Genomic DNA, 23,550 nt, shown 5'->3' on the forward strand with positions numbered 1-23,550 from the left:
GCTGCCCTAAGCAGCCTCCTGACCGTCATTCACAACGCATTTCTTGTACAAATGCCAAGTCGTGTGCCCGAGCACGGGCAGGGTGATCACCAGTCCTAAAAAGCCAGGAAGCATCGACACAACCAGAACAAGGGTCACGACCAGTCCCCATCCGAGCATCGGCAACGGTGAAGTGAAAACGGCTTTTACGCTTGTGATCATGGCCGTGATGAAATCCCGGTCCTCTTCCAGAAGCAGCGGGAAGGACACAACGGTCAACGAAAACAGGATCAGCGACAGGATCGCACCGACCACATGGCCGACCGCGAGAAACATGAGCCCATCGGACGTTGTGAGGACCTGGGTCATGAATTCCTCGAAAGAGGAGAAGGACCTGAACCCGAGGAACAGCGCCAGAAGCAAGCGCACCTGGTACATCCACATGATCTGAATGAACAAAACCACAAAGGCCATCCAGGAAAGCTCACGGCCTTTCTGGGCCCACATCGCGCCGAAGATCGATGACCAGGACAGAGGCTCACCGGTCTGCAGACGGCGGCTGACCTCATAAAGGCCGACGGCGGCAAACGGGCCAAGCAAGACAAATCCCGCCGCTGCTGGATAGGATAGATAGCTCATGTTCAGCGCCCCTGCGGTCAAGACGACAAACAGGCCGCCTACCGCGAAAAACGCGCCAATCACCAAGCCGTAGACCGGGGCTCTGCGGAAGTCCATCAATCCCGCGCCCAGGGCATCGATCACATCGGTGCCGGTGATCGGAACCACTTTCGGCATCGGGCGGATGGCCGGGGTGCCGGTTTCGCTTTGTGCGTGCGATGTGGTCTTGTCGGTCATGGTTGCTTCCTCCCAAAAGCAATGTGCTGATCTCAGTCCACAGACCGTGACATCTTACCTACAGAACCCAGGGGCACTCAATCGGGTAAAGGGCTTATGCAGGTTTGGGATCCGCCGCAGCGGCGGCTGCGCCTGCGAGCGCCTCCTTTTGCCCTTCGTCCAGCTTGGTGGTCTCTGGAATATGAACCCGGACTTCCTTGCGCGCGAATTCGATGCCGTTTTCTTCGAAGGCTTGTTGAACGCGTTTGTAGATTTCCTTCCGGACCCCGAACTGTTTTCCGGGCTTCGTGGTGAATTTGCCCCGGACGACGATCCCCACGTCGTCGACATCGTTCACCCCCTGGCCCTTGAACGGCGCCAGGATGTCGTCCTTGTACTCTTCCATCTCCATGATGTCCTGGCCAATGCGCTTGAAGAGTTTGCGCACTTTCTCCGTATCGGTGCCGAAGGGGACTGTGAAGCGGAGTTTCATGATGACCCAATCGCGGGACAGGTTGGTCAGTTGGGGGATTTCGCCATAGGGCACGATATGGACCGCGCCGCGGGTCCCCCGGAGCTGAAGGGAGCGGATCGAGATTTTTTCGATTGCGCCTTGAACGCCGCCAGTGTCGATAAACTCGCCCATCCGGAACGCGTCGTCCACCAGGAAAAAGATCCCGGCGACCACGTCCCGTACAAGGGTTTGCGCCCCGAAGCCGATGGCAAGGCCGATGACGCCGGCCCCGGCCAGAAGCGGGGTGATGTTGACGCCGAGCTGGCTTAGCCCCAGCAGCACCGTCAGCGTGATAATGGCAACCTGCAGCACCATGCGCAGCAGCGGCAGGATTGTTGCAAGGCGTGACTTGCCCGCGCCGCCCATTTCCGCGTCATCATCTTCCGTCTCCACGGGCGGGGAATCCTTTGCCAGCTGGCGGCTCACCCAAAGATTGGTGATTTCCCAGGCCAGATATCCGGCCGCCAGGATTAGCAAGAAGATGACAGAGTTCCGCGCCACTGCAGAGCCGTCGTCTCCGCCAAGGGCGAGCAGATTGATCCCGTAGATCCGGCCGACGGCAAGAATGAGAAAGGCGATCAGGGCAACGCGGGCGATGCGGACATAGCTGTGCCGTGTTTGAAGATGGGCAGCTTCGGCCACGGGACCTTCTCCCTGCATCGGGGGGACGATATGGGAGACGATACCTCGCACCATCGTGTCGAGAAAGGGGGCGAAGATGACAAGTGCAATAACGCCGAGAGACCGGCCGGCCGTGAGCGCCTCAATCTGCATGCTGGCGGCAACCTGGCCCAGCAGCCAGTTAAAGGCGATGAAGCCCATGGAGAAATAGGGCCAGAAACGCGCCATGCGCTCCAGTCCGCTGGTCGGGTCCTCCTCGTCGCCCAGGATGATGCTTGTGAGACCGCGCCGGGCCTGCCAGATGATCGCAATCAGCCATGCATTGACCGCAAAGCCGATAAAGAAACGGAACGTTCCGCCAGAATCTTCACCGGCCCCTTGCATGACGTTGCGGAGAAAGAATGCGACCCCAACCACCGCGAACACGGTCGTGAAACTGCGGTAGAGCGCGCGTGCGGTGGCATTGTCCGCTGAGACGAGGCGCAGCTCACTTCTGTGAGGGGCCAGTGCAAACCGCAAGAGCGCGGCAATAATCCTCGGCAAGAACACGATCCAGAAGACCGCCTGAAGCGCGTAGGAGCGTGTCACCGGATCAAAGACGGCCAGACGGGCGGCAATCAATGCCACAACAGCGAAAATGACCAGCCCGCCGAGATCAAGGCCGGCCCTGATGGAGACGAGCTTGACGGTTTCATAAAGGCTTTCGGGCGAATTGGACCGGATGGCCTCGCGTTTGTTGGCGACGAACCGGTTGAAGGCGAACTCGGCTGCAAATCCGGCGGCAAGGATCAACGCGATTGATCCAACAAGAATATGGACCGGCCCCGCGACAGTGCCGGCCAAAAGCGCGCCGAGACCGGCGAAAAGAGCGGAAAAGAGATCCGGCAGGCTGAGAAAATGCCCCAGAACCATGGCGCCGAAATCATTGAGGGCCGTCTGAATTTGAACGAGCAGTCCCGGTGTGTCTGCAGCTTCCGCGCCTGCACTTTCGGCAGCGCTGTCCTGAAGCAGCGTCATCAGCTGGCCGAGCGCTTCAACCTGGTCAGGGTCAAGGTCCGATACAAGCTTTTGAATGGCGTCCTGTTGAAGCGATGGCGGCAGCGGTTTCGCGCCGTCTTGTGCGGAGGCGGGCGCAAGAGCTCCGAACAATAAAAAGAGAAAAACGAGACAGTACAGGATTTTGGAAAAGGAATGCCAGTATACGGTCATCGGCGAGCCCCCTCGGCGGTGATGCGTGATGCGACCACCTTAGTCGCGCTTGGGTGGCAAAATCCATCTAAATTCTCAAGCGTAATCAGAAGGGTTAAGGCATGGAGGAAAGCGAAGCCAAACGGACTGGTGCGACAATTAAGGGCGGATGCGTTGGACAACGCTTGATCCCAATGGTCGAAACGACTAACTCCTTGCCGAACCTTATATGACCCACGGGATGACATGACCGCTCCTTTGCCTGACGCAAATATTGCTCCAAACCTGTCCTGGGCGCTTCTCAGCCCGAAGGGACGCCTCGGCCGCGAGGCGTATTTGCTTTGTTTGGGCTTTTGGGTGTCCGTCGGGGTGATCTTGAACCGGGCTTGGGCCATGGCTGGGCTGGAGCAGGCCGGTGATCCGGAAGCGATGGCGTTTTTCTTCATGGCCAACCCGGTGACCTTGTTTGCAGCCCTCGCATTGGTCTGGATCGAATTCGCGATTGTCGTCAAACGCCTGCATGACATTGGCCGAAGTGGGTTTTTTGCGCTTCTTCTTCTGGTGCCCGTCCTCAATCTTGCGATAATGGGGTATCTTGCCTTTCAGGCGCCCGAGCCTGCTCCCAACCGCCACGGACCCTTGCCTGACAGTTACTGGCAGTAAGGTCTGCCCGGCACTTCCAATCAAATGAAAGACGCCCCATGGCTGCATCGGCCCTTGATATCGCAACGACCCTGATCCGCTGCCCGTCCGTGACACCGGAAGAAGGCGGGGCACTGGCTGCCCTTGAAGCCCTTCTCGAAAACAAAGGGTTTCGCGTCAATCGCGTGACGTTTCAGGATGATGAGACGCCGGATGTCGAAAACCTGTTTGCGACGATCGGGTCTGGCGCGCCGCATTTTGTATTTGCCGGGCACACCGATGTGGTTCCGGCAGGCAATGCATCCGATTGGTCGCACGGCCCCTTCGAGGGTGCCGTTGCCGATGGTGTTCTTTTCGGGCGCGGTGCGGTCGACATGAAGGGTGGGATTGCCTCCTTCGCCGCGGCCGCCCTTGATTTTGTGTCCGAACGCGGGGCGGATTTTGGCGGCACATTGTCGTTCCTGATCACAGGGGATGAAGAGGGCCCGGCCGTCAACGGAACGGTCAAGCTGCTGAAATGGGCCGAGGCGCAGGGGCATTCGTTCGATGCCTGTATCGTCGGTGAACCGACCAACCCCAGCGCTTTGGGTGACACGATCAAGGTCGGACGCAGGGGCTCCCTGTCCGGTATCGTGACCGTGACCGGTGTTCAAGGACATGCGGCCTACCCGCATCTTGCCGACAATCCGATACCCGGACTTGTCAAGCTTATGGCCGCGCTGAATGCGCTCAAGCTGGATGACGGCAATGAGCGGTTCGAGCCGTCCAACCTGGAAATCGTGACCGTTGATGTGGGCAACCCGGCGTTCAATGTTATCCCCGCGCGGGCCGAAGCACGTTTCAACATTCGCTACAACGACACATGGACACTGGACGGCCTGAAACAGAAGATCACGGAAACACTGGAAGCGGCCGACCTTGGCAGTCTCAAGCTCGATCTGACGTTCAAACGGGATGCCAGCGAATCCTTCCTGACCAACGACGAAGCCCTGATCGCCACATTGACGGACGCAGTTGAGGCGGAAACCGGCCGGCGGCCGGAGCTTTCAACGGGCGGCGGAACGTCCGATGCCCGTTTCATCAAGAATTATTGCCCCGTGGTCGAGTTCGGTCTCGTCGGGCAAACCATGCACAAGGTCGATGAATGTGTCGCAGTTGCCGACCTTGACCGCCTTGCGGCAATCTATAAGCGTTTTCTTGATGGATATTTCGGCCACATAGAGGCGTAGAGTTGATCAGCACAAACGAAATCCGCGCAGCCTGCGAGGGCTCCTGGCTTCTTCTGCGGAGCCGCCCTGAAGGCATGAGCTATTTCGATCAGTCATTGCCCGGCTTCTGGCGGTCGTTCCAGGTCATATTCCTGCTTCTGCCGATTTTCGTCTTGAGCGCCATGGCAGAGCGGAATGCGATTGTGGCCGAGGCCGATCCCTCGCTCGGTGCTTTTCCCGAAAATGCCTACTGGTGGGCAAAACTGCTGGGGTTTGCGGCGAGCTGGATTGCGTTGCCGCTTGTGCTGGCCCTGCTGGCGGGCCCGATTGGATTGTCGCGGACCTATGTGCCTTTTGTGGTTGCCCGGAACTGGACCAGCCTGTTGGCCAACATGCCATTCCTTCTGACGGCTGTTCTTTATCTCATCGGGATCATCCCGACAGGGATCTTCGTGCTGCTCTCGATTACCTGCCTGGTGATGCTGCTCTATTACAGCTATCTCGTCACACGGATCGCGCTTCAGACCACCATCAGCCTTGCGATTGCCGTCGTTGCCCTCGATGTGGTGCTGACCTTGCTGATCGGTGAGCTTGCAAGCCGCCTGTTTGCGTGAAAAAGCCCGCCGGATGACGGCGGGCCCTGAATTTTAGTGAGTATATTTTGACGATTAGTCGCGCAGCAGATCGTTGATCGCGGTCTTGGAGCGGGTTTGCTCATCGACCTGTTTCACGATGACCGCGCAATAAAGGTTGGGAGCCGCCTCGCCATTGCCCATGGTGCTGGATGTCGGCATGGATCCGGCAACCACAACAGAGTAGGGCGGAATTTCGCCGTAGGAAATTTCGCCGGTCATGCGGTTCACGATACGTGTGGACTTTCCGATGTAAACGCCCATGCCCAGAACCGAGCCTTCGCGGACGATACAGCCTTCGACCACTTCAGAACGCGCGCCGATAAAGCAATTGTCCTCGATGATGACGGGACCTGCCTGAAGCGGCTCGAGAACACCGCCAATGCCGACACCGCCGGACAGGTGCACGTTCTTGCCGATCTGTGCGCATGAGCCAACGGTCGCCCAGGTGTCGACCATGGTGCCCTCATCGACATAGGCTCCCAGATTGACGAAGGACGGCATCAAGACGACGCCTTTGCCGATAAACGCGGACCGGCGCACGGTGCAGTTCGGAACGGCCCGGAAGCCGGCCTCCTCAAAGTCGATGCCGCGCCAGCCGTCAAATTTGGACTGGACCTTGTCCCACCAGGCAGCATCGCCCGGACCGCCCTTGATAACTTCCATCGCTTTAAGGCGGAAGGAAAGCAAGACAGCCTTCTTTGCCCACTGATTGACAACCCAGTCCCCGTCCTTCTTTTCCGCCACACGCAGCTGGCCGCGGTCCAAAAGGTTCAGCGTAGTTTCGACCGCATCGCGCACAGCGCCGGTGGTCGATGTGTCAATGGAAGCTCGGTCATCGAAGGCGGCATCGATGGTGGTTTCAAGGGAGGCAAGATCGTGGGCCATTGGGAAGACTGTCTCCGGAGTTTGAAAGGTTAATGCGACCTAAGCCGCGGTGGATGGACTGTCAAGCGCGGGAGGCTGTCCAGGCGTCCTGAAACCGTCATCGCGCGGCCGCTGCACGCTCTATAACGCGTCTGCGATAGGCGTTTTGCGGAGGAGGGGCATGAAGAAAGATCAACACCGGCTTGCCGAAATGACAACATACACCCGATGGCGGATCACCTAAGATCCGCTCATAGAACTGCACTCTAAGGACAGCACCGGTGGAAACATGGATACCGATCACGATTGCCGCAGCGTTTTGCCAGAACCTGCGGTCCGCGCTGCAAAAGCATCTTAAAGGCGCTCTGGGCACAACGGGGGCGACCTTTGTCCGGTTTTCCTATGGTGTGCCGTTCGCCATTCTCTATGTTGCCGTCCTGCACTACGGGTTCGCGTATCCGTTTCCGGCCGTCACCAGTACGCTTTTGATCGCCGGAGCCCTTGGCGGGGTCGCCCAGATCCTGGGAACCTTCCTGCTAGTCGAGCTGTTCAGCTTCCGGAACTTTGCGGTTGGCACGGCCTATTCCAAGACAGAACCGATCCTGGCGGCGCTGTTCGGGCTGATTGTCCTTGGAGACCGGATATCGCTCGCCTCCGCAGGCTTCATCACGACCGGCGTTGCCGGTGTTGTCGTCATTTCCCTTGCGCGCACGCATAAGGGCTGGGCGGGTGTCAAAGGTGCGCTGTTGAGCCGTCCGGCGGCCATCGGACTGGCGTCCGCCGGTTTTTTCGGCGCCTCGGCCGTTGCCTACAGGATGGCATCGCTGTCTTTGGAAGGCACCGAGGTCCCGATGCAGGCGGGCTGTACCCTTGTCTATGCCACGGTACTGCAGACCCTGATCATGGCAGGCTGGATGGCATGGCGCGCGCCGGGTGAACTCAAGGCAACCCTTTCCACTTGGCGGACTGCGGTCTGGGTCGGTCTTGCCGGGGTTGCGGGGTCAATTGGCTGGTTCACCGCAATGACCCTGCAGAATGTGGCTTATGTCCGCGCCCTGGCCCAGATCGAGCTTGTGTTCACGTTCCTGGCAGCCTGGCTGGTCTTCAAGGAATCTGTCTCCCGCCCGGAAATCATGGGCTGTGTTTTGATAACCGGCTCCGTGATTGGCTTGATCCTGCTGGGTTAATCGCGCATCCTAAGGGTTCAAAACAATGACATTCGTTGTTCCGCCATCACATTGGTAGCAACAACTAGAGCACCGGTTGCGGTTCTTGTAGCCGACACCCCAATAACTGTTGTTGCGGTTGCGGACCCAGGCGCCGTAACAGATCGTTTCACCATAGCGGCAGGAGATATTGATGGTCTTGGTCGAATAATCGTCCAAAACATAGACCCGGTTGCTGCCGGGCCAGACATGCCCTCGGCGGCTGTCGGAATAAAGCTCCACATTCACCACATTGGGATGGTTGCTCTGAAACTGCCACTTGATGGTTTGTGCTGAAGCTGGATTTGCAAGAGTTGCACCGATGACAAACGGTACAAGAAGGATTGCTGCGCGAACGAAACGCAAAAACATATTTAGCCCCCGGTCCTTTAACTTGGCTCCTGCCATCGGAGCCTTGCTTGGGGAATAGGAAACTAAAATTTTATTTAACGCAAGGGAAAGTACTTTGCTGGGTTAAGGCGCGGATTGCAGCCAGTCCCGGAAAGCGGCCACGGGCCTGCTCAATGTGCGGATGGGCGAGCGCACGAACCAGTAACCAGTATCCAGCTCCAACACGGCCCAGTCCGGCATGATCAAGTGGCCTGCTGCGAGTTCCTGGGAGACGAAACGCCGGTCAATGACGATTGCTCCCATGCCGGCAATTGCGGCTTGGATGGCAAGATCCCGGCTCTGCAGGACCATTCCGGATTTGGTATCGGCATGGGTCAGCCCGGAGGCTTCCAGCCAGACGGACCAGTCATTGCGCCGGGAAGCACTGTGAAGAAGCCGCAGACCGTTCAAAACATCCGGGTCCTTGGGGTCCTTTCCTGCAAGAAGCGCAGGCGCGACGGCAACGGCCAGATGTTCCTTCCAGAGCAGGTGGCTTTCAACGCCAGGCCAGCGTCCCTCGCCGAGACGGATTGCGCAATCGTAGTTCTCGCGGTCGAGATCGATCATGCGGGTCGATGTCGACAACAGAAGCTCCACATCCGGTTGCTCGGCCTGGAACTGTGGCAAGCGCGGGATCAGCCAACGGGTGGCAAAGGTGGAGACGGTGCTGATCCTGAGTTCGGTCCTGCCGCGGCGCTTGAAGCTGTCGACGGCGTCTTCAATCCTGTCGAACGCATCGCCGAGACTGAGGGCCAGCCGCTGGCCCTCTTCCGTCAGGCTGAGCCCGCGCCCGTCACGGTTGACCAGAGTAGCGCCCAGTTCTCCCTCAAGCTTCCGCATCAGATGGGACAGGGCAGACGGCGACACGCCAAGCATTTCAGCGGCCAGAGCCGCCCGCCCATGCCGTGCTAACAGGGAAAACGCATGAAGCGCTCGAAGCGAGGCCATTCCGACACAGTCCGTTGTTGAGTTTTGCTCAATCTATTTGAAATCGGCCCGAAGCACCAGCCGCTGTTATCCCGCCAGGGCCCCATTCACAGCCGTCAGGAACCCGGTCAGGTCTTCTGTAACAAAATCCACATGCGGATAGGTGTCACGCTCCAGGTCGAAGCCTTCCTTAAGAACGGATCTGGAGCCCCGGGGAACAATCAGTGTCGTGCACATTCCCAGTTGATGCGGAACCTTCAGGTTCTTCGGAAGATCCTCGAACATGGCGGCGCGGGCTGATGAAACACCGGTCTGGCCGAGAAACTTGTCGTAGGTTTCCTTGTTAGGCTTCGGGATAAGATCCGCCGAGACGATATCGAAAATATCTTCGAAATGATCCGAGATCCCAAGGGCTGCAGCAGTGCGCTCCGCATGCGGCCGGTCGCCATTAGTGAAAATGAACTTCTTGCCGGGAAGCGCCTCAATCTGACGGCCCAGATCCGGATTTGGATCAAGTCCGGAATAATCGATGTCATGCACAAATTCGAGATAGTGATCGGGATCGATCTGATGCTTTTCCATCAGGCCGCGCAGCGTCGTGCCATATTCATGGTAGAGCGCTTTTTGATGGACCATTGCCTCGTCCCGGCCGATGTCCAGGATTTTCTGTACGTAGAGAGAAATCTGGTCATCGATCTGGGAAAACAAATCAGCTTCATGCGGATAAAGCGTGTTGTCGAGATCGAAGATCCACGCCTCGACACCTTTGAAAACCCGCAAGTCCGTGCGGTGGGCTTGAGCCCCTTCTGCTGCGCTCGACAAATTCTCGGTCACGGGCGGATCAGCGTTCCGGCACCGCCATCGGTAAAGAGCTCCAGCAGGACCGCGTGCGAAACCTTGCCATTCAAGATCACGACGCCTTCCACACCGCGGTCAATCGCTTCAATGCAGGTTTCGACCTTCGGGATCATACCGCCGGAAATGGTGCCATCCGCGATCAGTTCTTTTGCCCGGGAAACAGTCAGCTGTTTGATCAGCTGCCCATCCTTGTCGAGAACTCCGGGAACATCGGTCAGGAACAAGAGCCGCGTGGCGTTCAGGGAACCGGCAATCGCGCCGGCTGCCGTATCCGCATTGATGTTGTAGGTCTCGCCGTCTTCACCCGGTGCCACCGGCGCAACGACGGGGATGATATCTTCCTTAAGAACCAATCGGAGAACGGTCGGATCAACTTCGGCGGGTTCCCCGACAAAGCCGAGATCCAGAACCTTTTCAATGTTGCTGTCCGGGTCCGTGATGGTCCGCTGGAGCTTGCGGGCTTTGACCAGGTTGCCGTCCTTGCCGCACAGCCCGACGGCCCGTCCGCCTTCCGCGTTGATCAGCTGAACGATCTCCTTGTTGATCGCCCCGGCGAGAACCATCTCGACGACTTCGACAGTCGCCTTGTCGGTCACCCGCAATCCGCCCTTGAACTCGCTGACGATGTTGAGCCGTTCCAGCATCTTGCCGATCTGAGGGCCACCGCCATGAACGACCACCGGATTGACGCCCGACTGTCGGAGCAGCGTGATGTCCCTGGCAAAGGCACGGCCAAGTTCCGGGTCGCCCATGGCATGCCCGCCATATTTCACAACAACGGTCTTGTTGTCGTAGCGCTGCATGTAGGGCAGCGCCTGAGCAATGATGTGGGCGCGGCTGGACGTGTCGGGTGTGCTCATGGGGGCGGAAAACTCGGTCGGTGTTTGCTTTGAGAGCATTTCCCGATCAGTTTGAGCGCCTTGCGATCAACTGGCTCGGGTAAATGCTCTAACCCAAAAATGAAGAGCAATGTCTCTCACAGGCACAAAACAATCCGTTTCTATACCGGCGAGAATTGCCCTTGCGGCGAAAGTTCCCTGCTATAGCCGGTTTCCCCGGTCATCTCAATTGCCTGCCGTAACGGGCATTACTGGTTGGCCAGGAGGCAGAGTTCGGCGCGCAGCTCGTTGATGCCTTTGTTTTTTTCCGAAGACGTAGCGATGATGACCGGATGCGCTGCCACTCTCTTGCGGAGCGCGGCTTCGGTTTCGGTGATCAGCTTGGTCAGCGCAGGCGGCTTGATCTTGTCGGATTTTGTCAGAACCACCTGATATACAACGGCTGCCTTGTCGAGGAGAGCCATTGCCTCAAGGTCGATCTTCTTCAATCCGTGCCGGCTATCAATCAGGAGAATGACGCGGCGCAGGTTCGGACGGCCCCGCAGATAGGAAAAGACAAGTTGCGTCCAGGCCTCCACAAGGTCCTTGGGGGCCTGTGCATAGCCGTATCCCGGCATGTCCACGATGGTCAGCGGACTTTCCGGGGCCACGAAAAAGTTGAGCATCTGGGTCCGCCCGGGCGTTGAAGACGTCCGGGCCAGGCCCTTGCGCCCCGTCAGGGCGTTGATCAGGCTCGACTTGCCGACATTCGACCTGCCCGCGAATGCGATTTCGATCCCGGCCGCATCCGGCAGATTGGACATGTCCGTGACACTGGTCTGGAAGTCCCAGGGCAGGGCAAACATCAGCCGCCCGGCCTCCAGGGCCTCTTCCGTATAGGTTTGTTCATCGCTCATGACCGGCCTTCTACAACGCTCAGGCCGTTGCGTCGAGCAGACATTATGCGCTCATTAAAGTCCGGAGAGCTCCTTTTCGAACGCATAGGTTGGGGCCACAAAAGCGAAATTGCTTTTGAGCATGGCACAGGCAAACAGGGTTCGGCTGGCCCTGCCATTGCCATCTGCGAAGGCGTGCGCGCGCAAGTGAGCCCCAAGAAGATAGCAGGCAATATTGCCCCAGTTGTTATGGTGCCGCTGGCGTTCCGGCACATACAAAAAATACCGGGAATCCGTGGCCGGATAGAAGCGTTGCCGCAAATTTGAAAGCGTTGGCGGGAGGGGCAGGGTTTCCTTTATCCGGCGTGACTGGTGTGCTGCAAATGCCTGGAGATAGCTGCCGCCGCCGATACCACAATAGTTCTGTCCCATTGGTGTGGCCCGCAGTGCGGTGCGGTTCGCTGGAATCGAGCCGACCACGGCTTTGTGGATGAGCTCTAGCGTTTCCACCCGCCGCAAATCGTAGCCACGGTTCAAGATATTGGCGATCGCCCGTTCAATCGCGGTAACATCGCTGCGGTTCACCGTCATGCCATAGGTATTGGATGAGCTGCATATCCACTTGGCGGCTTTGGTGATATCGCTGTCGGACGCCTGTGCGCTGTACTGGCTTGGCGAAATTTGGTTGCCGGGATTGGTCAGCAGATGCACCACCGTGTTCGTATAGGCCTTGATCAACAGCTTGTTGAGATGGGTGATTGACCGTCTAATGTTGTTCCTTTCCATGGTGAGGCGTCCGGCAAGCTGGACCTTCAAGGATTGCTCTTTGGCCGGGTTGGTTGTGATCTGCGTTAAGTTGTGGGGTGTCATCCGGGTCTCAAAACCCCAAATCGTCGCTACGGTCAGATCAGCGCAGTCCTGATCGCTGTCCTGTGCAAGCCTGCGGTATTCCGGCATTGCCCGGGCCATTTCTAGATATTCCCGGGGCGTTAGTATCACGTCGGCCGGCCGGCGCCGGCCCCTACCAAAAAAACCCATTCCAACCTCATTGTGTGCGATCATCTATGGTCAATCGCGGCGGGCTGCCGCGCCATGTGACCCTGTCAAAATTACGTAATGGGACGCCGGGCGCCTGTGACGCACGGCATTGGCAAGGTGATGGCGGCCGGATTTTCGGCCGCCATGCAGAATGATCTTTCCGTTAGATTGGAAGGAGGTGGTGGGGCCGCCGCGATGTGTCAGCCGTGATCGCAGCTGGCCTGCTCCAGAAGCGCAAGATCCGCGCCTCGAATGGCGTTCAGATGCCGGCTGATCCTGTCCACCGGCCAATTCCACCAGGCGATCTCCAGCAAGCGCTCAATCGTGGCTTCGTCAAAGCGCATCCGGATGACACGGCCTGGATTTCCAACCACGATGGAATAGGGCGGAACATCCGACCCGACGACGGTATGGGCGCCGATAATTGCGCCGGAACAGACCGTAACGCCCGGCAGGATCGTGGCGTTGGTGCCGAACCACACATCGTGTTCAACAATTGTGTCGCCGCGCGCTTCCTCATGAAAAACAGAGAAGTCGAAATCCCTCTCCCATCCGTTTTCGAAGATGCTGAACGGATAGGTCGAAAAACCGCTCATGGCGTGGTTCGCCCCGTTCATGATGAAGGTCGTGCCCTGGGCGATCGCGCAGAACTTTCCGATCTTCAGTTTGTCGCCGTTGAAATCGAAGTGGTAGCGCACGTTGCGGTCTTCGAACTCGGCCGCATGGGCAGCATCGTTGTAATAGGTGTAGTCACCCACTTCGATGTTTGGCCGGGTGATAACGTTTTTCAGGAAAACGGTGTGCGGTTCGTCTCTGAACGGGCGCAAGGTGTCGGGGGATGGGCCGTGCATGGGACCTCCAGTAAACAAGCAAAACAAGGAAAATCGGAAAACGCGCTGTGCGCGGTCGACCTGCCGGCGGGCAGCTTCGCCTTGTCGGAAAGGTCTTGTCTTACTGGATCATTGTCTGGGCACTCCAAAAAGAATGAGCCCCGCCATGGGCGGGGCTCTGATCGTTTAGCAACTTCAAGCTGCTTTGTCAGCTCTTGTCGTCTGTTGCCGGTTTTTTCTTTTTGAACATGGATCCGAGATTGTCCCAGAGTTCCACCTTCGCACCCTGGCGGCGCATGATCACATACTGCTGCGCAATCGACAGGAAGTTGTTCCATGCCCAGTAGATCACAAGACCGGCCGGGAAGGACGCGAGCATGAAGGTGAAGAGGATCGGCATCCAGGTGAAGATCATCTGCTGGGTGGGATCCGGCGGGGTCGGGTTCATCTTCATCTGAATGAACATCGTGATGCCCATGAGGATCGGCCAGACACCAAGCATCAGGAACGGGCCGAACAGCGGCACGACTGACGGATCCCAGGGGATCAGGCCAAACAGGTTGAAGATGGAGGTCGGGTCCGGTGCGGACAGATCCTGGATCCAGCCGAAAAATGGCGCATGCCGCATTTCGATGGTGACGAACAGGACCTTGTAGAGCGCAAAGAAAACCGGGATCTGAATCAGGATCGGCAGACAGCCGGCCAACGGATTGATCTTCTCTTTCTTGTAGAGCTCCATCAGCGCTTGCTGCTGCTTTTGCCGGTCATCCCCGTATTTCTCGCGGATTTCCTGCATCTGCGGCTGAACCAGCTTCATCTTGGACATGCTGACGTAGGATTTGTTGGCCAGCGGGAAGAAGACCAGTTTGATCAGAACCGTGACCAGCAGGATGGCGACACCAAAGTTCCCGAAATAGTGGAACAGGAAGTCGATTGCATAGAACATCGGCTTGGTGAGGAAGTAGAACCATCCCCAGTCGATCAGCAGTTCAAGCCGCTCAATTCCGAGGGCACCTTCATAAGCGTCCAGGAGGTTGGTCTCCTTGGCGCCTGCGAAGAGGTAAGCGCTGGTCTCGCCGGTGCTGCCTGCGGCAATTGTCACGCCGCTGCCGAGATAGTCGGCCTGGAAGTTTCCGGTGACCGCGGAGTGGCTGAAATTCGGCTGAAAGTCGGTTCCCGGGGTCGGGATCAGCGTTGCTGCCCAGTATTTGTCGGTGATGCCAAGCCAGCCTTGGTTGACCTGTGGCGGGCGGACACTGCCTTCTTCTTCAAGATCGGAATAGTCGACCTCTTGGAGACCTTCTTCACCGAACACGCCGAGCAGACCCTCGTGCAGGATCCAGATCCCGGTGGTTTCGGGAATGCCGCGGCGGGCAATCAAGCCGTAGGGGTAAAGCGTGACGGCTTCCGCGCCGCTGTTCTCGACCGATTGTGCAACCGTGAACAAGTAGTTCTCGTCGACCGAGTAGGTGCGCTTGAAGGTAAGGCCAGAACCGTTGTCCCATGTCAGCGTAAGCGGTGTGGACGGTGTCAGGGTCGGCTGGCCTTCCACGGTCCATTCCGTTGACGGGCCAGGAAGCGCGACATCTACATTCGGGTCGGCCACCCATCCATAGTCTGAATAGTAGGGGTCTGGGCTGCCGGTTGGCGAAAACAGCACAATCGTCGGGCTGCTTCTGTCCACGGTCTCGTGATAATCCTTCAGCCTCAGATCGTCGAGACGGCCACCTGTCAGATTTATGGATCCCTCAAGGCGTGGCGTGTCGATTGTGATCCGCGGCGTGGCGTTAACGGCAGCGGCGCGGTCAACGAAGGTGCCTGTGCCGGGGACCGTTGCCGGTGCTGAAGCGTCATCGCCCAAAGACGGTTGCGGGGCATCAGGATTTGTGCCGGTTGATGTTGCGGCCTGGCGGGCAGCTTCGGCTGCCTGTTGGGCTTCTATAGCGGCCTGCTGGCGCTCGAGCTGCGGCCCGGCGTAAAGATACTGCCATGCGAGCAAGACAATCAGGGACAGGACGATTGCGAGAATCGTGTTTCGGTTTTCAGAAATCAACTGGAGTTACCCCTGTTTCCTGCGCGTTGATGTAGTGTTTTGCGGCTTGCCCTTGCGCGGTTTTCCCCGCCCGCGAGGCGTTGCCGGATCGAGAACCTGTTTGAGGCCAGACTTAAGGTCTGTAACAAGTTTTTGGAAGGGCACAGTCAGCGCATTCTCGCGCGCAACCAGCACAAAATCCGCATTTTCCGGAATATCATTGGCCGAAAGCTCAGCCACGGCTGCCCGCAGGCGGCGCTTGATGCGGCTGCGGGCGACCGAATTGCCGGTTTTCTTCGTGACCGTATAGCCAATGCGCGGCGCATCTGTCCGCGCGCGCTCCAGGCCCTGAACGACAAAAGCGCGCCGTCCCAGCCGGCCGCCTTTGGCAACCGCAAGGAAATCGGAGCGCTTTTTAAGAGTGTCCATAACGGCGGATTGGCTGTTGGCAGACGCCGCCAACCCGGCGCGCTGCGGGCTTATGCCGATCAGGCGCTGAGGCTCTTCCGGCCCTTTGCGCGGCGACGAGCAAGCACTTGACGGCCATTTTTGGTGGCCATACGTGCGCGGAATCCGTGGCGGCGCTTGCGGACAAGACGGCTCGGTTGATACGTACGCTTCATTGTTCTTCCCCGCGCGGTTTGAGCGCGGCCCTTGTTCATTTTTAAATTCTTTGGAGGAAGCACTCGAAGCGCTGTGTCAGCGCGGCCAACAAAGAGCCTTGGGTCCGAATGCATGTCCCAGTCGGGCGCGCTTATAAGCGCCATAGCCGGACAAGTCAACTTTCCGCGGCAAGAATCTCGCCGTCATGATCTGCTCACATCCCGGTGAAGCGATCCGTGGGCCGCGTCACTTCTCGGTGATGCCTGGTTCTTTTTACCAAGAATAAGCTACACCTGCTTAGCTGTAGGATTTAACGAGAGACCGGATAGAGTCCGAGGCACGAGGAAAAGATGTCGCGCGGCAAGGCAGAAACCATGACAAGACAACCGGATCCGGGCGCAGGAGATAAACAGGTGCCAGCTGCCCGCAATTCCGGGTTTGCACTTGCCAAACGCTGGGGTCCGCTGGCCGTTTTGCTGGCGGCCATGGGGTTTGCCTTTTCACAGGGCCTTCATGAGCAGCTGACCCTGTCCAACCTCATAACCCAGCGGCAGAACCTTATTGGCTATGTCGATCAGCATTTTGCCGGGGCCCTTCTTCTCTTCGTGTCCATCTACACGCTCGCAGTCGCTCTGTCATTTCCCGGGGCCTCACTCTTCACCATCGCCGGCGGGTTCCTCTTTGGATGGATTGCTGGCGGGTTTGTCGCTGTCTTTGGTGCAACGGCCGGGGCCGCCGCGGTGTTTCTGATTGCCCGCTCATCGCTGGGTGATGTGCTGACCCGCCGGGCGGGACCGTTTCTGGAGCGTATTGGCGACGGGTTCAGGGCGAACGCGTTTCACTATCTTCTGTTCCTGCGGTTGACCCCAGTCTTTCCCTTCTGGCTGGTCAACATTGCGCCTGCGATCTTCCGCATGCCGTTGCCGTCCTACCTCACCGCGACCTTCCTGGGCATTATTCCAGGCACATTCGCCTTCGCGTTTATCGGTGCAGGGCTCGACAGTGTCGTGGAGGCGCAGGAAGCTGCAAATCCGGGCTGTGCAGCCGCTGGAACCTGTGAAATCGCCGTGTCAGCTCTGGTCACACCGCAGTTGCTGGCTGCTTTTTTTGCGCTGGGCCTTGCCAGCCTGATACCGATTGTCCTCAAGAAAGTCCGGGCACGCTGACCGCCCGCCGCATCTCTCCCAAATTGGAAGGAAACAGCCATGGGTGCACGCCTGACCCCGGATATCTGCGTCATTGGGGCCGGTTCGGCCGGATTATCGGTGGCAGCTGCAGCCGCTGCGTTCGGGGTTGATGTCGTGCTTGTTGAAAAGGGGCTGATGGGCGGAGACTGCCTCAATTATGGCTGTGTTCCCTCCAAGGCCCTGCTGGCGGCCGCAAAATCTGCTGCCGGTGAAAAAAGGTCGAAAAAGTTCGGTGTGTCCATCGGCAGTCAGTCGATCGACTTTTCCGCGGCCAATGACCATGTCCGCAGCGTCATTGCCGCGATTGAACCGCATGATTCTCAAGAGCGTTTTGAAGGGCTGGGCGTCACCGTGCTCCGGCAAGCCGCCGAATTCTCCAGCCCGGAGCTGTTGCAGGCCGGGGACACGGAGATTGCGGCCCGGCGCTTTGTCATCGCGACCGGCTCGTCCGCTTTTGTTCCGCCCATCCCGGGGCTGGATCAGGTGTCATACCTGACCAATGAAAGCCTGTTCGAGCTGCGCGAAACACCGTCTCATCTCATCATTATCGGCGGAGGGCCGATCGGCCTTGAAATGGCGCAGGCGCACCGCCGCCTGGGCGCCGATGTGACCGTTGTCGAGGCTCAGAAAGCGCTCGGCAAGGATGATCAGGAACTGGCCGCCATTGTTCTGGACCGGTTGCGCGGTGAAGGTATCGAGATACTTGAAGGGACACAGGTGAAGGAGGTTTCCGGCAGCAGCGGCGCCATCACGGTGCAGGCGGCGGGAGCTAAGGGGGAGGCGGTCACACTGTCTGGAAGCCACCTGCTGGTCGCCACCGGGCGCGCGCCAAACGTTCAGGGACTGGGGCTCGACAAGGCTGGTGTGTCTTTTGATGCAAAGGGCATCAAGGTGGACAAGGGCCTGCGCACCAGCAACCGGAAGATTTATGCCATCGGAGATGTGGCTGGCGGCCTGCAATTCACCCATGTTGCCGGATACCAGGCAGGCCTTGTGATTCGCTCGATCCTGTTCCGTCTGCCGGTCAAAATGGACAATTCCATCGTCCCCTGGGTGACATATACATCGCCGGAGCTGGGGCATGTCGGTCTGGACGAACAGGAGGCCCGGCGCAGATACGGTGCCAAGGTGAAGGTTCTGTCAGCGGATTATGCCGGCAATGACCGTGCTCAGGCCGAGGGCGAGACCACCGGCCGGCTGAAACTGATTGCCGGACCGGGCGGCAGATTGCTTGGCGCAGACGTTGCCGGGGCGCAGGCCGGGGAAATCATCAATCTTCTGTCCCTGGCACTCTCGAAGAAAATGGCCATGAAAGACCTGGTCGGTTTTATCGCGCCTTATCCCACTCTCGGCGAGCTCGTGCGCCGGGCAGCGATTTCCTACTATGCCGATGTCCCAAAAAAGTCTTGGTTGCGTAGCGTAATCAGTTTATTGCGCAAGTTTGGATGAATCATCCGAACCGTTTGGGCTTAACCCGGGCCGATTGGAATTGATACGATATGAAGCATCAGGCTTCCCCAGATAATCCGGTTCCCGCCTCGGGCGTGGATCGCGAGGGCGCGCCAGATCTGGAGATGGCATCGCGGTTCGGGCGTCATCGGTTTGGCGGCCTGTCGGGAAAACTCTTGCTGCTCACGATTCTCTTCGTGATGATCGCCGAAGTCTTCATCTATGTTCCGTCCATCGCCAATTTCCGGAACACCTGGCTGAAGGACCGGCTGGCCACCGCAGGCGTTGCCGCGTCAGTGCTTGCCGAAACCAACACCATTGCACCGCGGCTTCAGGAAGAGTTGCTGCGTGCCACCGGAGCGGTGACGATTTCGCTCGACCAGGGCTCCCGGCGCAGCCTGATTGCCATGAGCGGCGTTCCGTCCACGGTCGATTTCTCAATTGATCTGGCCAAGGACAATCCGTGGCGGGCCGTGACCAACAGCTTCGCCCTGCTGGCATATCGCGGGGACGGGTATATGCGTGTTGTCGGCGCTGGGCAAATGGCCCATACCGAGCGGGTGGACGTTGTGTTTCCGGTCCGCTTGCTGCAACAGGAAATGCGGGCGTTTTCCTACCGCATCCTGGCGCTGTCGCTGGTGATTTCCGTTTTCACCGCCGGTCTTGTCTACATCACCTTGCGGGCGGTCTTCATCCGCCCCTTGCGGCGCCTCACGCGCTCTATGGAGCAGTTCGCCGAAAATCCGGAAGACGCCTCCGGCATCATCGAAGTCTCCGCCCGGCAGGATGAGCTTGGGGATGCGGAAATCCGCCTTGCCAAGATGGAAGAGGCCTTGTCGCGGGCCCTTCACCAGAAGCAGCGGCTCGCCGATCTCGGCCTTGCGGTTTCCAAGATCAACCATGATTTGCGCAATCTTCTGGCCTCTGCGCAATTGTTCCTGGAGCGGCTGGAGCACGTTCCCGACCCCACCGTCAGCCGGCTGGCCCCGAAAATCCTGGCGACCCTGGACCGCGCGGTCGGCTACACCCAGGCCGTCATGGCCTATGGCAAAGCCCAGGAACGGGCACCGCAGCGGCGTTTGCTGAACCTTCACAGGGTGGGCGAGGATGTTGCCGACGTGCTGGGAATTCTGGACAGGCCCGGCATCACCTTTGAGAACAAGGTGTCCGCAGACCTTGAGGTCGACGCGGATCCGGAGCAGCTGTTCAGGGTTCTTTTGAACCTTGCCCGCAATGCTGTTCAGGCCCTTGAGGCGGAAAAGGATGAAACACTGGTGCGCCGGATCACGCTGGAAGCCACCCGGGCGGGCAAATGCGTGCATATTATCGTGTCTGACACGGGTCCTGGCATTCCGGCCAACCTGCGCCCGGCGCTGTTCAAGGCGTTCCACAGCGGCTCAAAAACCGGCGGCATCGGCTTGGGACTGGCCATTGTCGCGGAACTCTTAAAGGCCCATGGCGGCAAGATCGTTCTCGATGAGGCCGAGCCCTGCACCTGCTTCCGGATCGAGCTGCCCGACCGGTCCGTTTAGAGAAGCGGGCGTTTCGTCCGAAACGTCCAGAGATGCTCGATCCTTCCAGAAGCGATCAGCTTTCAAATCAAGAGCTATTCTCCCAAGCTGGACAAGTCTGGCACGTTCCGTCTGGTCGGGAATCGCTTTGGGCGAGGGGAAGCGCGCTAGGCGAATCGGTCAGTGTTTAACGACGATCTGCGGCCGGATCAGCAGGCCACGGACACGGCAATGCTTTCGCGTTTTGTTGGCAAGCCATGTGCGCCAACGGACGACCCGTCGACCAGCCCTCTCGTCCGTGCCTTGTTGTATCCGGCCAATGCCAGCTTGCATGCAGTTGCTGGACCAGCCCTCAGTGTCCTATTCAATGCTGACCCGCAAGCAACCGCTTTGCCTCTGGGGGGCGGGAATGGCGGGCTTTGGCCAGTTTCTCTGAAGTGTGACAGTTCTTTGAAAAAAACTTCAAAAAGTCACTTGCATCCCCACCCGGACCGCAGTAGATAAGCGCCCTGTCCGGGGCGGTGTCGCCCCGCGAGCCGCGAGCAATGGTTTGTCACGCTTCCAAAGCAAAAACCCGCTTCGCGCTTCAAGCACCGGTAGCTCAGCTGGATAGAGCACCAGACTACGAATCTGGGGGTCGGGGGTTCGAATCCTCCCCGGTGCGCCATTCTTGTGATAAGGCATTGATATATATGCCTATTGCAAGAAAGCAAATTTGGCGCTACACGCCTGATCCGCTAATGATACACGCGGATCGGAATGCCTTCTTTTGTTCTCAAATATATTCATCGCCACCCGGCGTCTAACCGTCTCCAATATCGGAGGCGAATACCCGCATTTGCGCGTGACCTCGTGCCTCGAACGGAAATTATCCGCAGCTTGAAGACTGAGGACGTTTTAGAAGCCCAGCGGCGTTGCGAGTTGATCAATGCACGTGTTGAGAAGCTGTTCGTGGGATTGTTGCATGAACAAAGTTCCAGTTCTCAGCTCTATGAGCTTTTTAAGCGCGATATCAAGGCGCTTGAGTACAGCCAGTACACGGGGGGGCGGCAACAAGAAACGTTGCCCGGTATCTGCACTCAACAACAGAAAGTGGCTGAGGCACCAGTGTTTGAAACTAGCCCAAAGACAAGTGCTGTCATGTTGACGGCTGAGGTGCTCGACACAAAGGAAGAAGTAGTTCCTACGAACGGATTGTCGTTAAAGGGCGCACTGGACATATATTTGAACGATAAGCGCGGTTCACGATCCGAAGGAGATGCCGTCTGGAAAAGGTTTCGACTGGAACGCGAAAGGGTTGTCAAACTCTTGGTCGACGCCATCGGTGATAAGGATGTGACTGAGCTGTCACGCCAGGATGCGCGATCTTTTCGAGAGAAGCTGATCGAACAGGAAAAAGCTCCGGCTACGATCAACAAATATATCGCGAATTGCCACGCGATTCTTGCTCTTGCCTATCGCGAGTGCGAAATCCATCGAAACAATCCATTTGCTCGGCTCAAAGTGAAAGCTTCGTTCTCAGAAGAGGATGCGAGAAGGTCGTTCACTGGTCAGGAACTAAAGGTTTTGTTGCGGGAACTTGGATTGCGAAGCACTAGTGACGAGTTGAGGGATATATTTCACATTCTTCTAGATACAGGTGCGAGGCTGGGAGAAGTGGTTGGCCTCCAGCTGAAAGACGTCGATCTAAGAGGTGACGTGCCGATACTACAAATCCGACCCAATAAATTCCGTGATTTGAAAAACCAAGGGAGCCGAAGAGTTGTTCCATTAATTGGATATGCCCTTCAAGGTGGGCTGTCGGTTACCGCTCGTCGATATGCTGCTGGAGTAGAGGCGCCTCTATTTCCAAATTACGCTGGTCAGTCAGGCAATACTAAAGCCTCAGCCAGGTTGATGAAGTTTTTGCGCAATCGTGTTGGGTTCAAAGACCCGAATGTCTGTGTTCATAGTCTTCGCCACACAATGAAAGACCGACTAAGAAACGTCGGCGTTCCGAAGGATGTTCGAAATGCAATTCAAGGGCATTCGAGCAGTGATGTAGGAGAAAATTACGGTAGTGGGTTTAGCATAAAATATTTGGAGCAGAGTCTGAAGAAAGTCTGCATCTCGTAGTTCATCGGTGTGTTCTAATATTGTGCGCAGCAATGTCGAGCCATAGACGCCTTGCATGCTTTTTTGCAGAATAAGCCCATTCGTGTTCGATCAGAGACATCGATTGCTCAACCCTTTTTGAGGACATTACCTCATTGCAGCATAAGCGAATGACATTGAGGTTTTTGAATCGACCTTCAGCGGCGTCAGGTTTACCATATCGTTTTGAAAATTGTTTCATGTCGGCGTCGATCGCTATCAAAATTGCTTTGTTCTCGATTGCGACCGTACACACAACTTCGTCAGGAGCTTTTTCGGCTAAAACTTCCTGATAAAAAATAACTTGATGCCCTGCATCTTCAAATTTTCGTCCTACTGATACTGGAACGCCAGCATCAAGAAGAACCTTCAGCTTGGAATGTAGTTTTTTCAAGCGACTTCTTCATACTCGATGGCAGCTTGAATATCTTGCGCGGTCAATGAGGGATACTCTTGGATAATTTCTTCGATCGAGTAACCAGCGTCTGCAAATGCTTTAATTGAACGCACGGGAATTCTAGTGCCTGAAATGACATTCTGCTTTTTCGACAATATCTTGACTTTATCGATTGAACCTAATTGCGTCTCATCGCGTTTCCTTGAGTTTTCGACAGCTTCCATCAAATTCCCGGTTACGACCTTGAGTGGTATCTGAAAAACACCTTGACCCGATACGACTTCTTCTTTCGTTTCGTTTTCAGGATTGTCGACAACGACCTTTTTATTCAGAACGTACAAAGTCGTTTTGGACCAAAGGTCGTCACCCAGGTGAGCGAGCTTCTTTTTGACCTTTCTTAAGTGAGTCAGGGATACGCTTGCTTCATTGCGCAAACGGTCAAGAACCTTGAGGCACACTAGGTCGCGAAAAGAGTAAAGGCGGCTATATGGCTGACGGCGGTCTTCGTAGCCGATGCTCGGCGTGAAAAAATCGATGCGGTCCCAATAGCGAAGCTGCCGCTTGCTGATACCAGTCAAGCGTTCAACTTGCTCTTCCGTGAAGGCAGAGACAATGCTGTCTTGATTGCGATCGCCCATCATGTTCTCCCAACAGGGATGATACCTACACCATGAAATAGTGCAAGGTACCATTGACTCAACTTACAATACTGTCACTCAAGAGTTTCGAAACGGTTCATGCGCCTCAGACGCAGGATGCCGGGTCTAGTAGCGTTTCACGACGGACGCGTC

23 protein-coding genes and 1 tRNA gene are annotated in these 23,550 nt (G+C 57.3%); 9 read left to right on the forward strand and 15 right to left on the reverse strand.

Translation table 11 applies throughout. The features are described 5' to 3' along the window. Positions 1–6: 6 nt before the first annotated feature. Both E1180_RS05275 and E1180_RS05280 read right to left on the reverse strand, forming a co-directional pair. On the reverse strand, positions 7–774 hold the full coding sequence (locus E1180_RS05275; RefSeq protein WP_208996954.1) for a DUF2189 domain-containing protein: 768 nt from the start codon (positions 772–774) through the stop codon (positions 7–9). A gap of 154 nt (positions 775–928) precedes the next feature. Beyond that, the gene (locus tag E1180_RS05280; RefSeq protein WP_155190088.1) at positions 929–3,157 is read right to left on the reverse strand and encodes a mechanosensitive ion channel family protein; all 2,229 of its coding nucleotides are present in this window, start codon (positions 3,155–3,157) and stop codon (positions 929–931) included. Positions 3,158–3,382: 225 nt separating this feature from the next. On the opposite strand from E1180_RS05280, the gene E1180_RS05285 reads away from it, so the two are divergent. The 3 genes from E1180_RS05285 to E1180_RS05295 are packed head-to-tail and all read left to right on the forward strand — an operon-like array spanning position 3,383 to position 5,600. Then, positions 3,383–3,799, forward strand: a complete 417-nt coding sequence (locus tag E1180_RS05285; RefSeq protein ID WP_155190090.1) for a DUF805 domain-containing protein — start codon at positions 3,383–3,385, stop codon at positions 3,797–3,799. A 38-nt stretch (positions 3,800–3,837) separates the two neighbouring features. Next, on the forward strand, positions 3,838–5,007 hold the full coding sequence (dapE, locus tag E1180_RS05290) for a succinyl-diaminopimelate desuccinylase (RefSeq protein ID WP_155190092.1): 1,170 nt from the start codon (positions 3,838–3,840) through the stop codon (positions 5,005–5,007). A 2-nt stretch (positions 5,008–5,009) separates the two neighbouring features. Further along, positions 5,010–5,600: a hypothetical protein gene (locus tag E1180_RS05295; protein ID WP_155190094.1), complete on the forward strand. Its 591-nt coding sequence runs from the start codon at positions 5,010–5,012 to the stop codon at positions 5,598–5,600. 54 nt (positions 5,601–5,654) lie between these two features. Here E1180_RS05295 and dapD read toward each other — a convergent pair whose 3' ends face one another. Continuing rightward, positions 5,655–6,506, reverse strand: a complete 852-nt coding sequence (gene dapD, locus E1180_RS05300; protein ID WP_155190096.1) for a 2,3,4,5-tetrahydropyridine-2,6-dicarboxylate N-succinyltransferase — start codon at positions 6,504–6,506, stop codon at positions 5,655–5,657. Between the two features lie 260 nt (positions 6,507–6,766). On the opposite strand from dapD, the gene E1180_RS05305 reads away from it, so the two are divergent. Next, positions 6,767–7,672: a DMT family transporter gene (locus E1180_RS05305; RefSeq protein WP_283404499.1), complete on the forward strand. Its 906-nt coding sequence runs from the start codon at positions 6,767–6,769 to the stop codon at positions 7,670–7,672. A 9-nt stretch (positions 7,673–7,681) separates the two neighbouring features. On the opposite strand, the gene E1180_RS05310 is transcribed toward E1180_RS05305, so the two are convergent. From E1180_RS05310 to rpmH, 10 genes are all read right to left on the reverse strand, one after another. Then, positions 7,682–8,062, reverse strand: coding sequence for a hypothetical protein (locus tag E1180_RS05310; protein WP_155190098.1), 381 nt, complete (start codon positions 8,060–8,062; stop codon positions 7,682–7,684). Positions 8,063–8,164: 102 nt separating this feature from the next. After that, positions 8,165–9,028, reverse strand: a complete 864-nt coding sequence (locus E1180_RS05315; RefSeq protein ID WP_155190100.1) for a LysR substrate-binding domain-containing protein — start codon at positions 9,026–9,028, stop codon at positions 8,165–8,167. 66 nt (positions 9,029–9,094) lie between these two features. Further along, entirely contained in the window at positions 9,095–9,841 is a 747-nt protein-coding gene (locus E1180_RS05320; RefSeq protein ID WP_283404500.1) for a pyrimidine 5'-nucleotidase, read from the reverse strand. Continuing rightward, positions 9,838–10,725: an acetylglutamate kinase gene (gene argB, locus E1180_RS05325; protein ID WP_155190175.1), complete on the reverse strand. Its 888-nt coding sequence runs from the start codon at positions 10,723–10,725 to the stop codon at positions 9,838–9,840. The genes E1180_RS05320 and argB overlap by 4 nt, the downstream gene beginning before the upstream one ends. Positions 10,726–10,952: 227 nt before the next feature. Continuing rightward, complete coding sequence (gene yihA / locus E1180_RS05330; protein WP_155190102.1) at positions 10,953–11,600, reverse strand: ribosome biogenesis GTP-binding protein YihA/YsxC; 648 nt, start codon at positions 11,598–11,600, stop codon at positions 10,953–10,955. Positions 11,601–11,654: 54 nt separating this feature from the next. Further along, positions 11,655–12,317, reverse strand: a complete 663-nt coding sequence (locus E1180_RS05335; RefSeq protein ID WP_196220537.1) for a Fic family protein — start codon at positions 12,315–12,317, stop codon at positions 11,655–11,657. 500 nt (positions 12,318–12,817) lie between these two features. Next, positions 12,818–13,468: a CatB-related O-acetyltransferase gene (locus tag E1180_RS05340; protein ID WP_155190105.1), complete on the reverse strand. Its 651-nt coding sequence runs from the start codon at positions 13,466–13,468 to the stop codon at positions 12,818–12,820. A gap of 187 nt (positions 13,469–13,655) precedes the next feature. Next, a complete protein-coding gene (yidC, locus tag E1180_RS05345; protein WP_283404550.1) occupies positions 13,656–15,497 on the reverse strand; it encodes a membrane protein insertase YidC in 1,842 nt (613 codons plus the stop codon). Positions 15,498–15,506: 9 nt separating this feature from the next. Then, positions 15,507–15,908, reverse strand: coding sequence for a ribonuclease P protein component (gene rnpA / locus E1180_RS05350; protein WP_155190109.1), 402 nt, complete (start codon positions 15,906–15,908; stop codon positions 15,507–15,509). Between the two features lie 59 nt (positions 15,909–15,967). Further along, positions 15,968–16,102: a 50S ribosomal protein L34 gene (rpmH, locus tag E1180_RS05355; protein WP_006934271.1), complete on the reverse strand. Its 135-nt coding sequence runs from the start codon at positions 16,100–16,102 to the stop codon at positions 15,968–15,970. A gap of 354 nt (positions 16,103–16,456) precedes the next feature. Here rpmH and E1180_RS05360 point away from each other — a divergent pair, with 354 nt between their 5' ends. From E1180_RS05360 to E1180_RS05380, 5 genes are all read left to right on the forward strand, one after another. Then, positions 16,457–17,248, forward strand: a complete 792-nt coding sequence (locus tag E1180_RS05360; RefSeq protein ID WP_155190110.1) for a TVP38/TMEM64 family protein — start codon at positions 16,457–16,459, stop codon at positions 17,246–17,248. Between the two features lie 39 nt (positions 17,249–17,287). Then, positions 17,288–18,718: a dihydrolipoyl dehydrogenase family protein gene (locus E1180_RS05365; protein WP_155190112.1), complete on the forward strand. Its 1,431-nt coding sequence runs from the start codon at positions 17,288–17,290 to the stop codon at positions 18,716–18,718. Positions 18,719–18,768: 50 nt separating this feature from the next. Further along, entirely contained in the window at positions 18,769–20,250 is a 1,482-nt protein-coding gene (locus E1180_RS05370) for a sensor histidine kinase (protein WP_155190114.1), read from the forward strand. A gap of 569 nt (positions 20,251–20,819) precedes the next feature. Then, positions 20,820–20,896 (forward strand) — tRNA-Arg (locus E1180_RS05375). Between the two features lie 92 nt (positions 20,897–20,988). Further along, a complete protein-coding gene (locus E1180_RS05380; protein WP_155190116.1) occupies positions 20,989–22,344 on the forward strand; it encodes a tyrosine-type recombinase/integrase in 1,356 nt (451 codons plus the stop codon). Position 22,345: 1 nt separating this feature from the next. Here E1180_RS05380 and E1180_RS05385 read toward each other — a convergent pair whose 3' ends face one another. Both E1180_RS05385 and E1180_RS05390 read right to left on the reverse strand, forming a co-directional pair. Beyond that, positions 22,346–22,756, reverse strand: a complete 411-nt coding sequence (locus E1180_RS05385; RefSeq protein WP_155190117.1) for a DUF5615 family PIN-like protein — start codon at positions 22,754–22,756, stop codon at positions 22,346–22,348. Next, entirely contained in the window at positions 22,753–23,400 is a 648-nt protein-coding gene (locus E1180_RS05390) for a DUF433 domain-containing protein (RefSeq protein WP_155190119.1), read from the reverse strand. The genes E1180_RS05385 and E1180_RS05390 overlap by 4 nt, the downstream gene beginning before the upstream one ends. Positions 23,401–23,550 lie beyond the last annotated feature (150 nt).

This window comes from Roseibium denhamense, assembly GCF_009711415.1.
Classification (GTDB): domain Bacteria; phylum Pseudomonadota; class Alphaproteobacteria; order Rhizobiales; family Stappiaceae; genus Roseibium; species Roseibium denhamense.

Coding starts and splice junctions, on each gene's coding strand:
- E1180_RS05275 (WP_208996954.1), bottom strand. CDS start 774: ATGCCGAAAGTGGTTCCGATCACCGGCACCGATGTGATCGATGCCCTG.
- E1180_RS05280 (WP_155190088.1), bottom strand. CDS start 3,157: ATGACCGTATACTGGCATTCCTTTTCCAAAATCCTGTACTGTCTCGTT.
- E1180_RS05285 (WP_155190090.1), top strand. CDS start 3,383: ATGACCGCTCCTTTGCCTGACGCAAATATTGCTCCAAACCTGTCCTGG.
- dapE (WP_155190092.1), top strand. CDS start 3,838: ATGGCTGCATCGGCCCTTGATATCGCAACGACCCTGATCCGCTGCCCG.
- dapD (WP_155190096.1), bottom strand. CDS start 6,506: ATGGCCCACGATCTTGCCTCCCTTGAAACCACCATCGATGCCGCCTTC.
- E1180_RS05310 (WP_155190098.1), bottom strand. CDS start 8,062: ATGTTTTTGCGTTTCGTTCGCGCAGCAATCCTTCTTGTACCGTTTGTC.
- E1180_RS05315 (WP_155190100.1), bottom strand. CDS start 9,028: ATGGCCTCGCTTCGAGCGCTTCATGCGTTTTCCCTGTTAGCACGGCAT.
- argB (WP_155190175.1), bottom strand. CDS start 10,725: ATGAGCACACCCGACACGTCCAGCCGCGCCCACATCATTGCTCAGGCG.
- yihA (WP_155190102.1), bottom strand. CDS start 11,600: ATGAGCGATGAACAAACCTATACGGAAGAGGCCCTGGAGGCCGGGCGG.
- E1180_RS05340 (WP_155190105.1), bottom strand. CDS start 13,468: ATGCACGGCCCATCCCCCGACACCTTGCGCCCGTTCAGAGACGAACCG.
- rnpA (WP_155190109.1), bottom strand. CDS start 15,908: ATGGACACTCTTAAAAAGCGCTCCGATTTCCTTGCGGTTGCCAAAGGC.
- rpmH (WP_006934271.1), bottom strand. CDS start 16,102: ATGAAGCGTACGTATCAACCGAGCCGTCTTGTCCGCAAGCGCCGCCAC.
- E1180_RS05360 (WP_155190110.1), top strand. CDS start 16,457: ATGACAAGACAACCGGATCCGGGCGCAGGAGATAAACAGGTGCCAGCT.
- E1180_RS05365 (WP_155190112.1), top strand. CDS start 17,288: ATGGGTGCACGCCTGACCCCGGATATCTGCGTCATTGGGGCCGGTTCG.
- E1180_RS05370 (WP_155190114.1), top strand. CDS start 18,769: ATGAAGCATCAGGCTTCCCCAGATAATCCGGTTCCCGCCTCGGGCGTG.
- E1180_RS05380 (WP_155190116.1), top strand. CDS start 20,989: ATGCCTTCTTTTGTTCTCAAATATATTCATCGCCACCCGGCGTCTAAC.
- E1180_RS05390 (WP_155190119.1), bottom strand. CDS start 23,400: ATGATGGGCGATCGCAATCAAGACAGCATTGTCTCTGCCTTCACGGAA.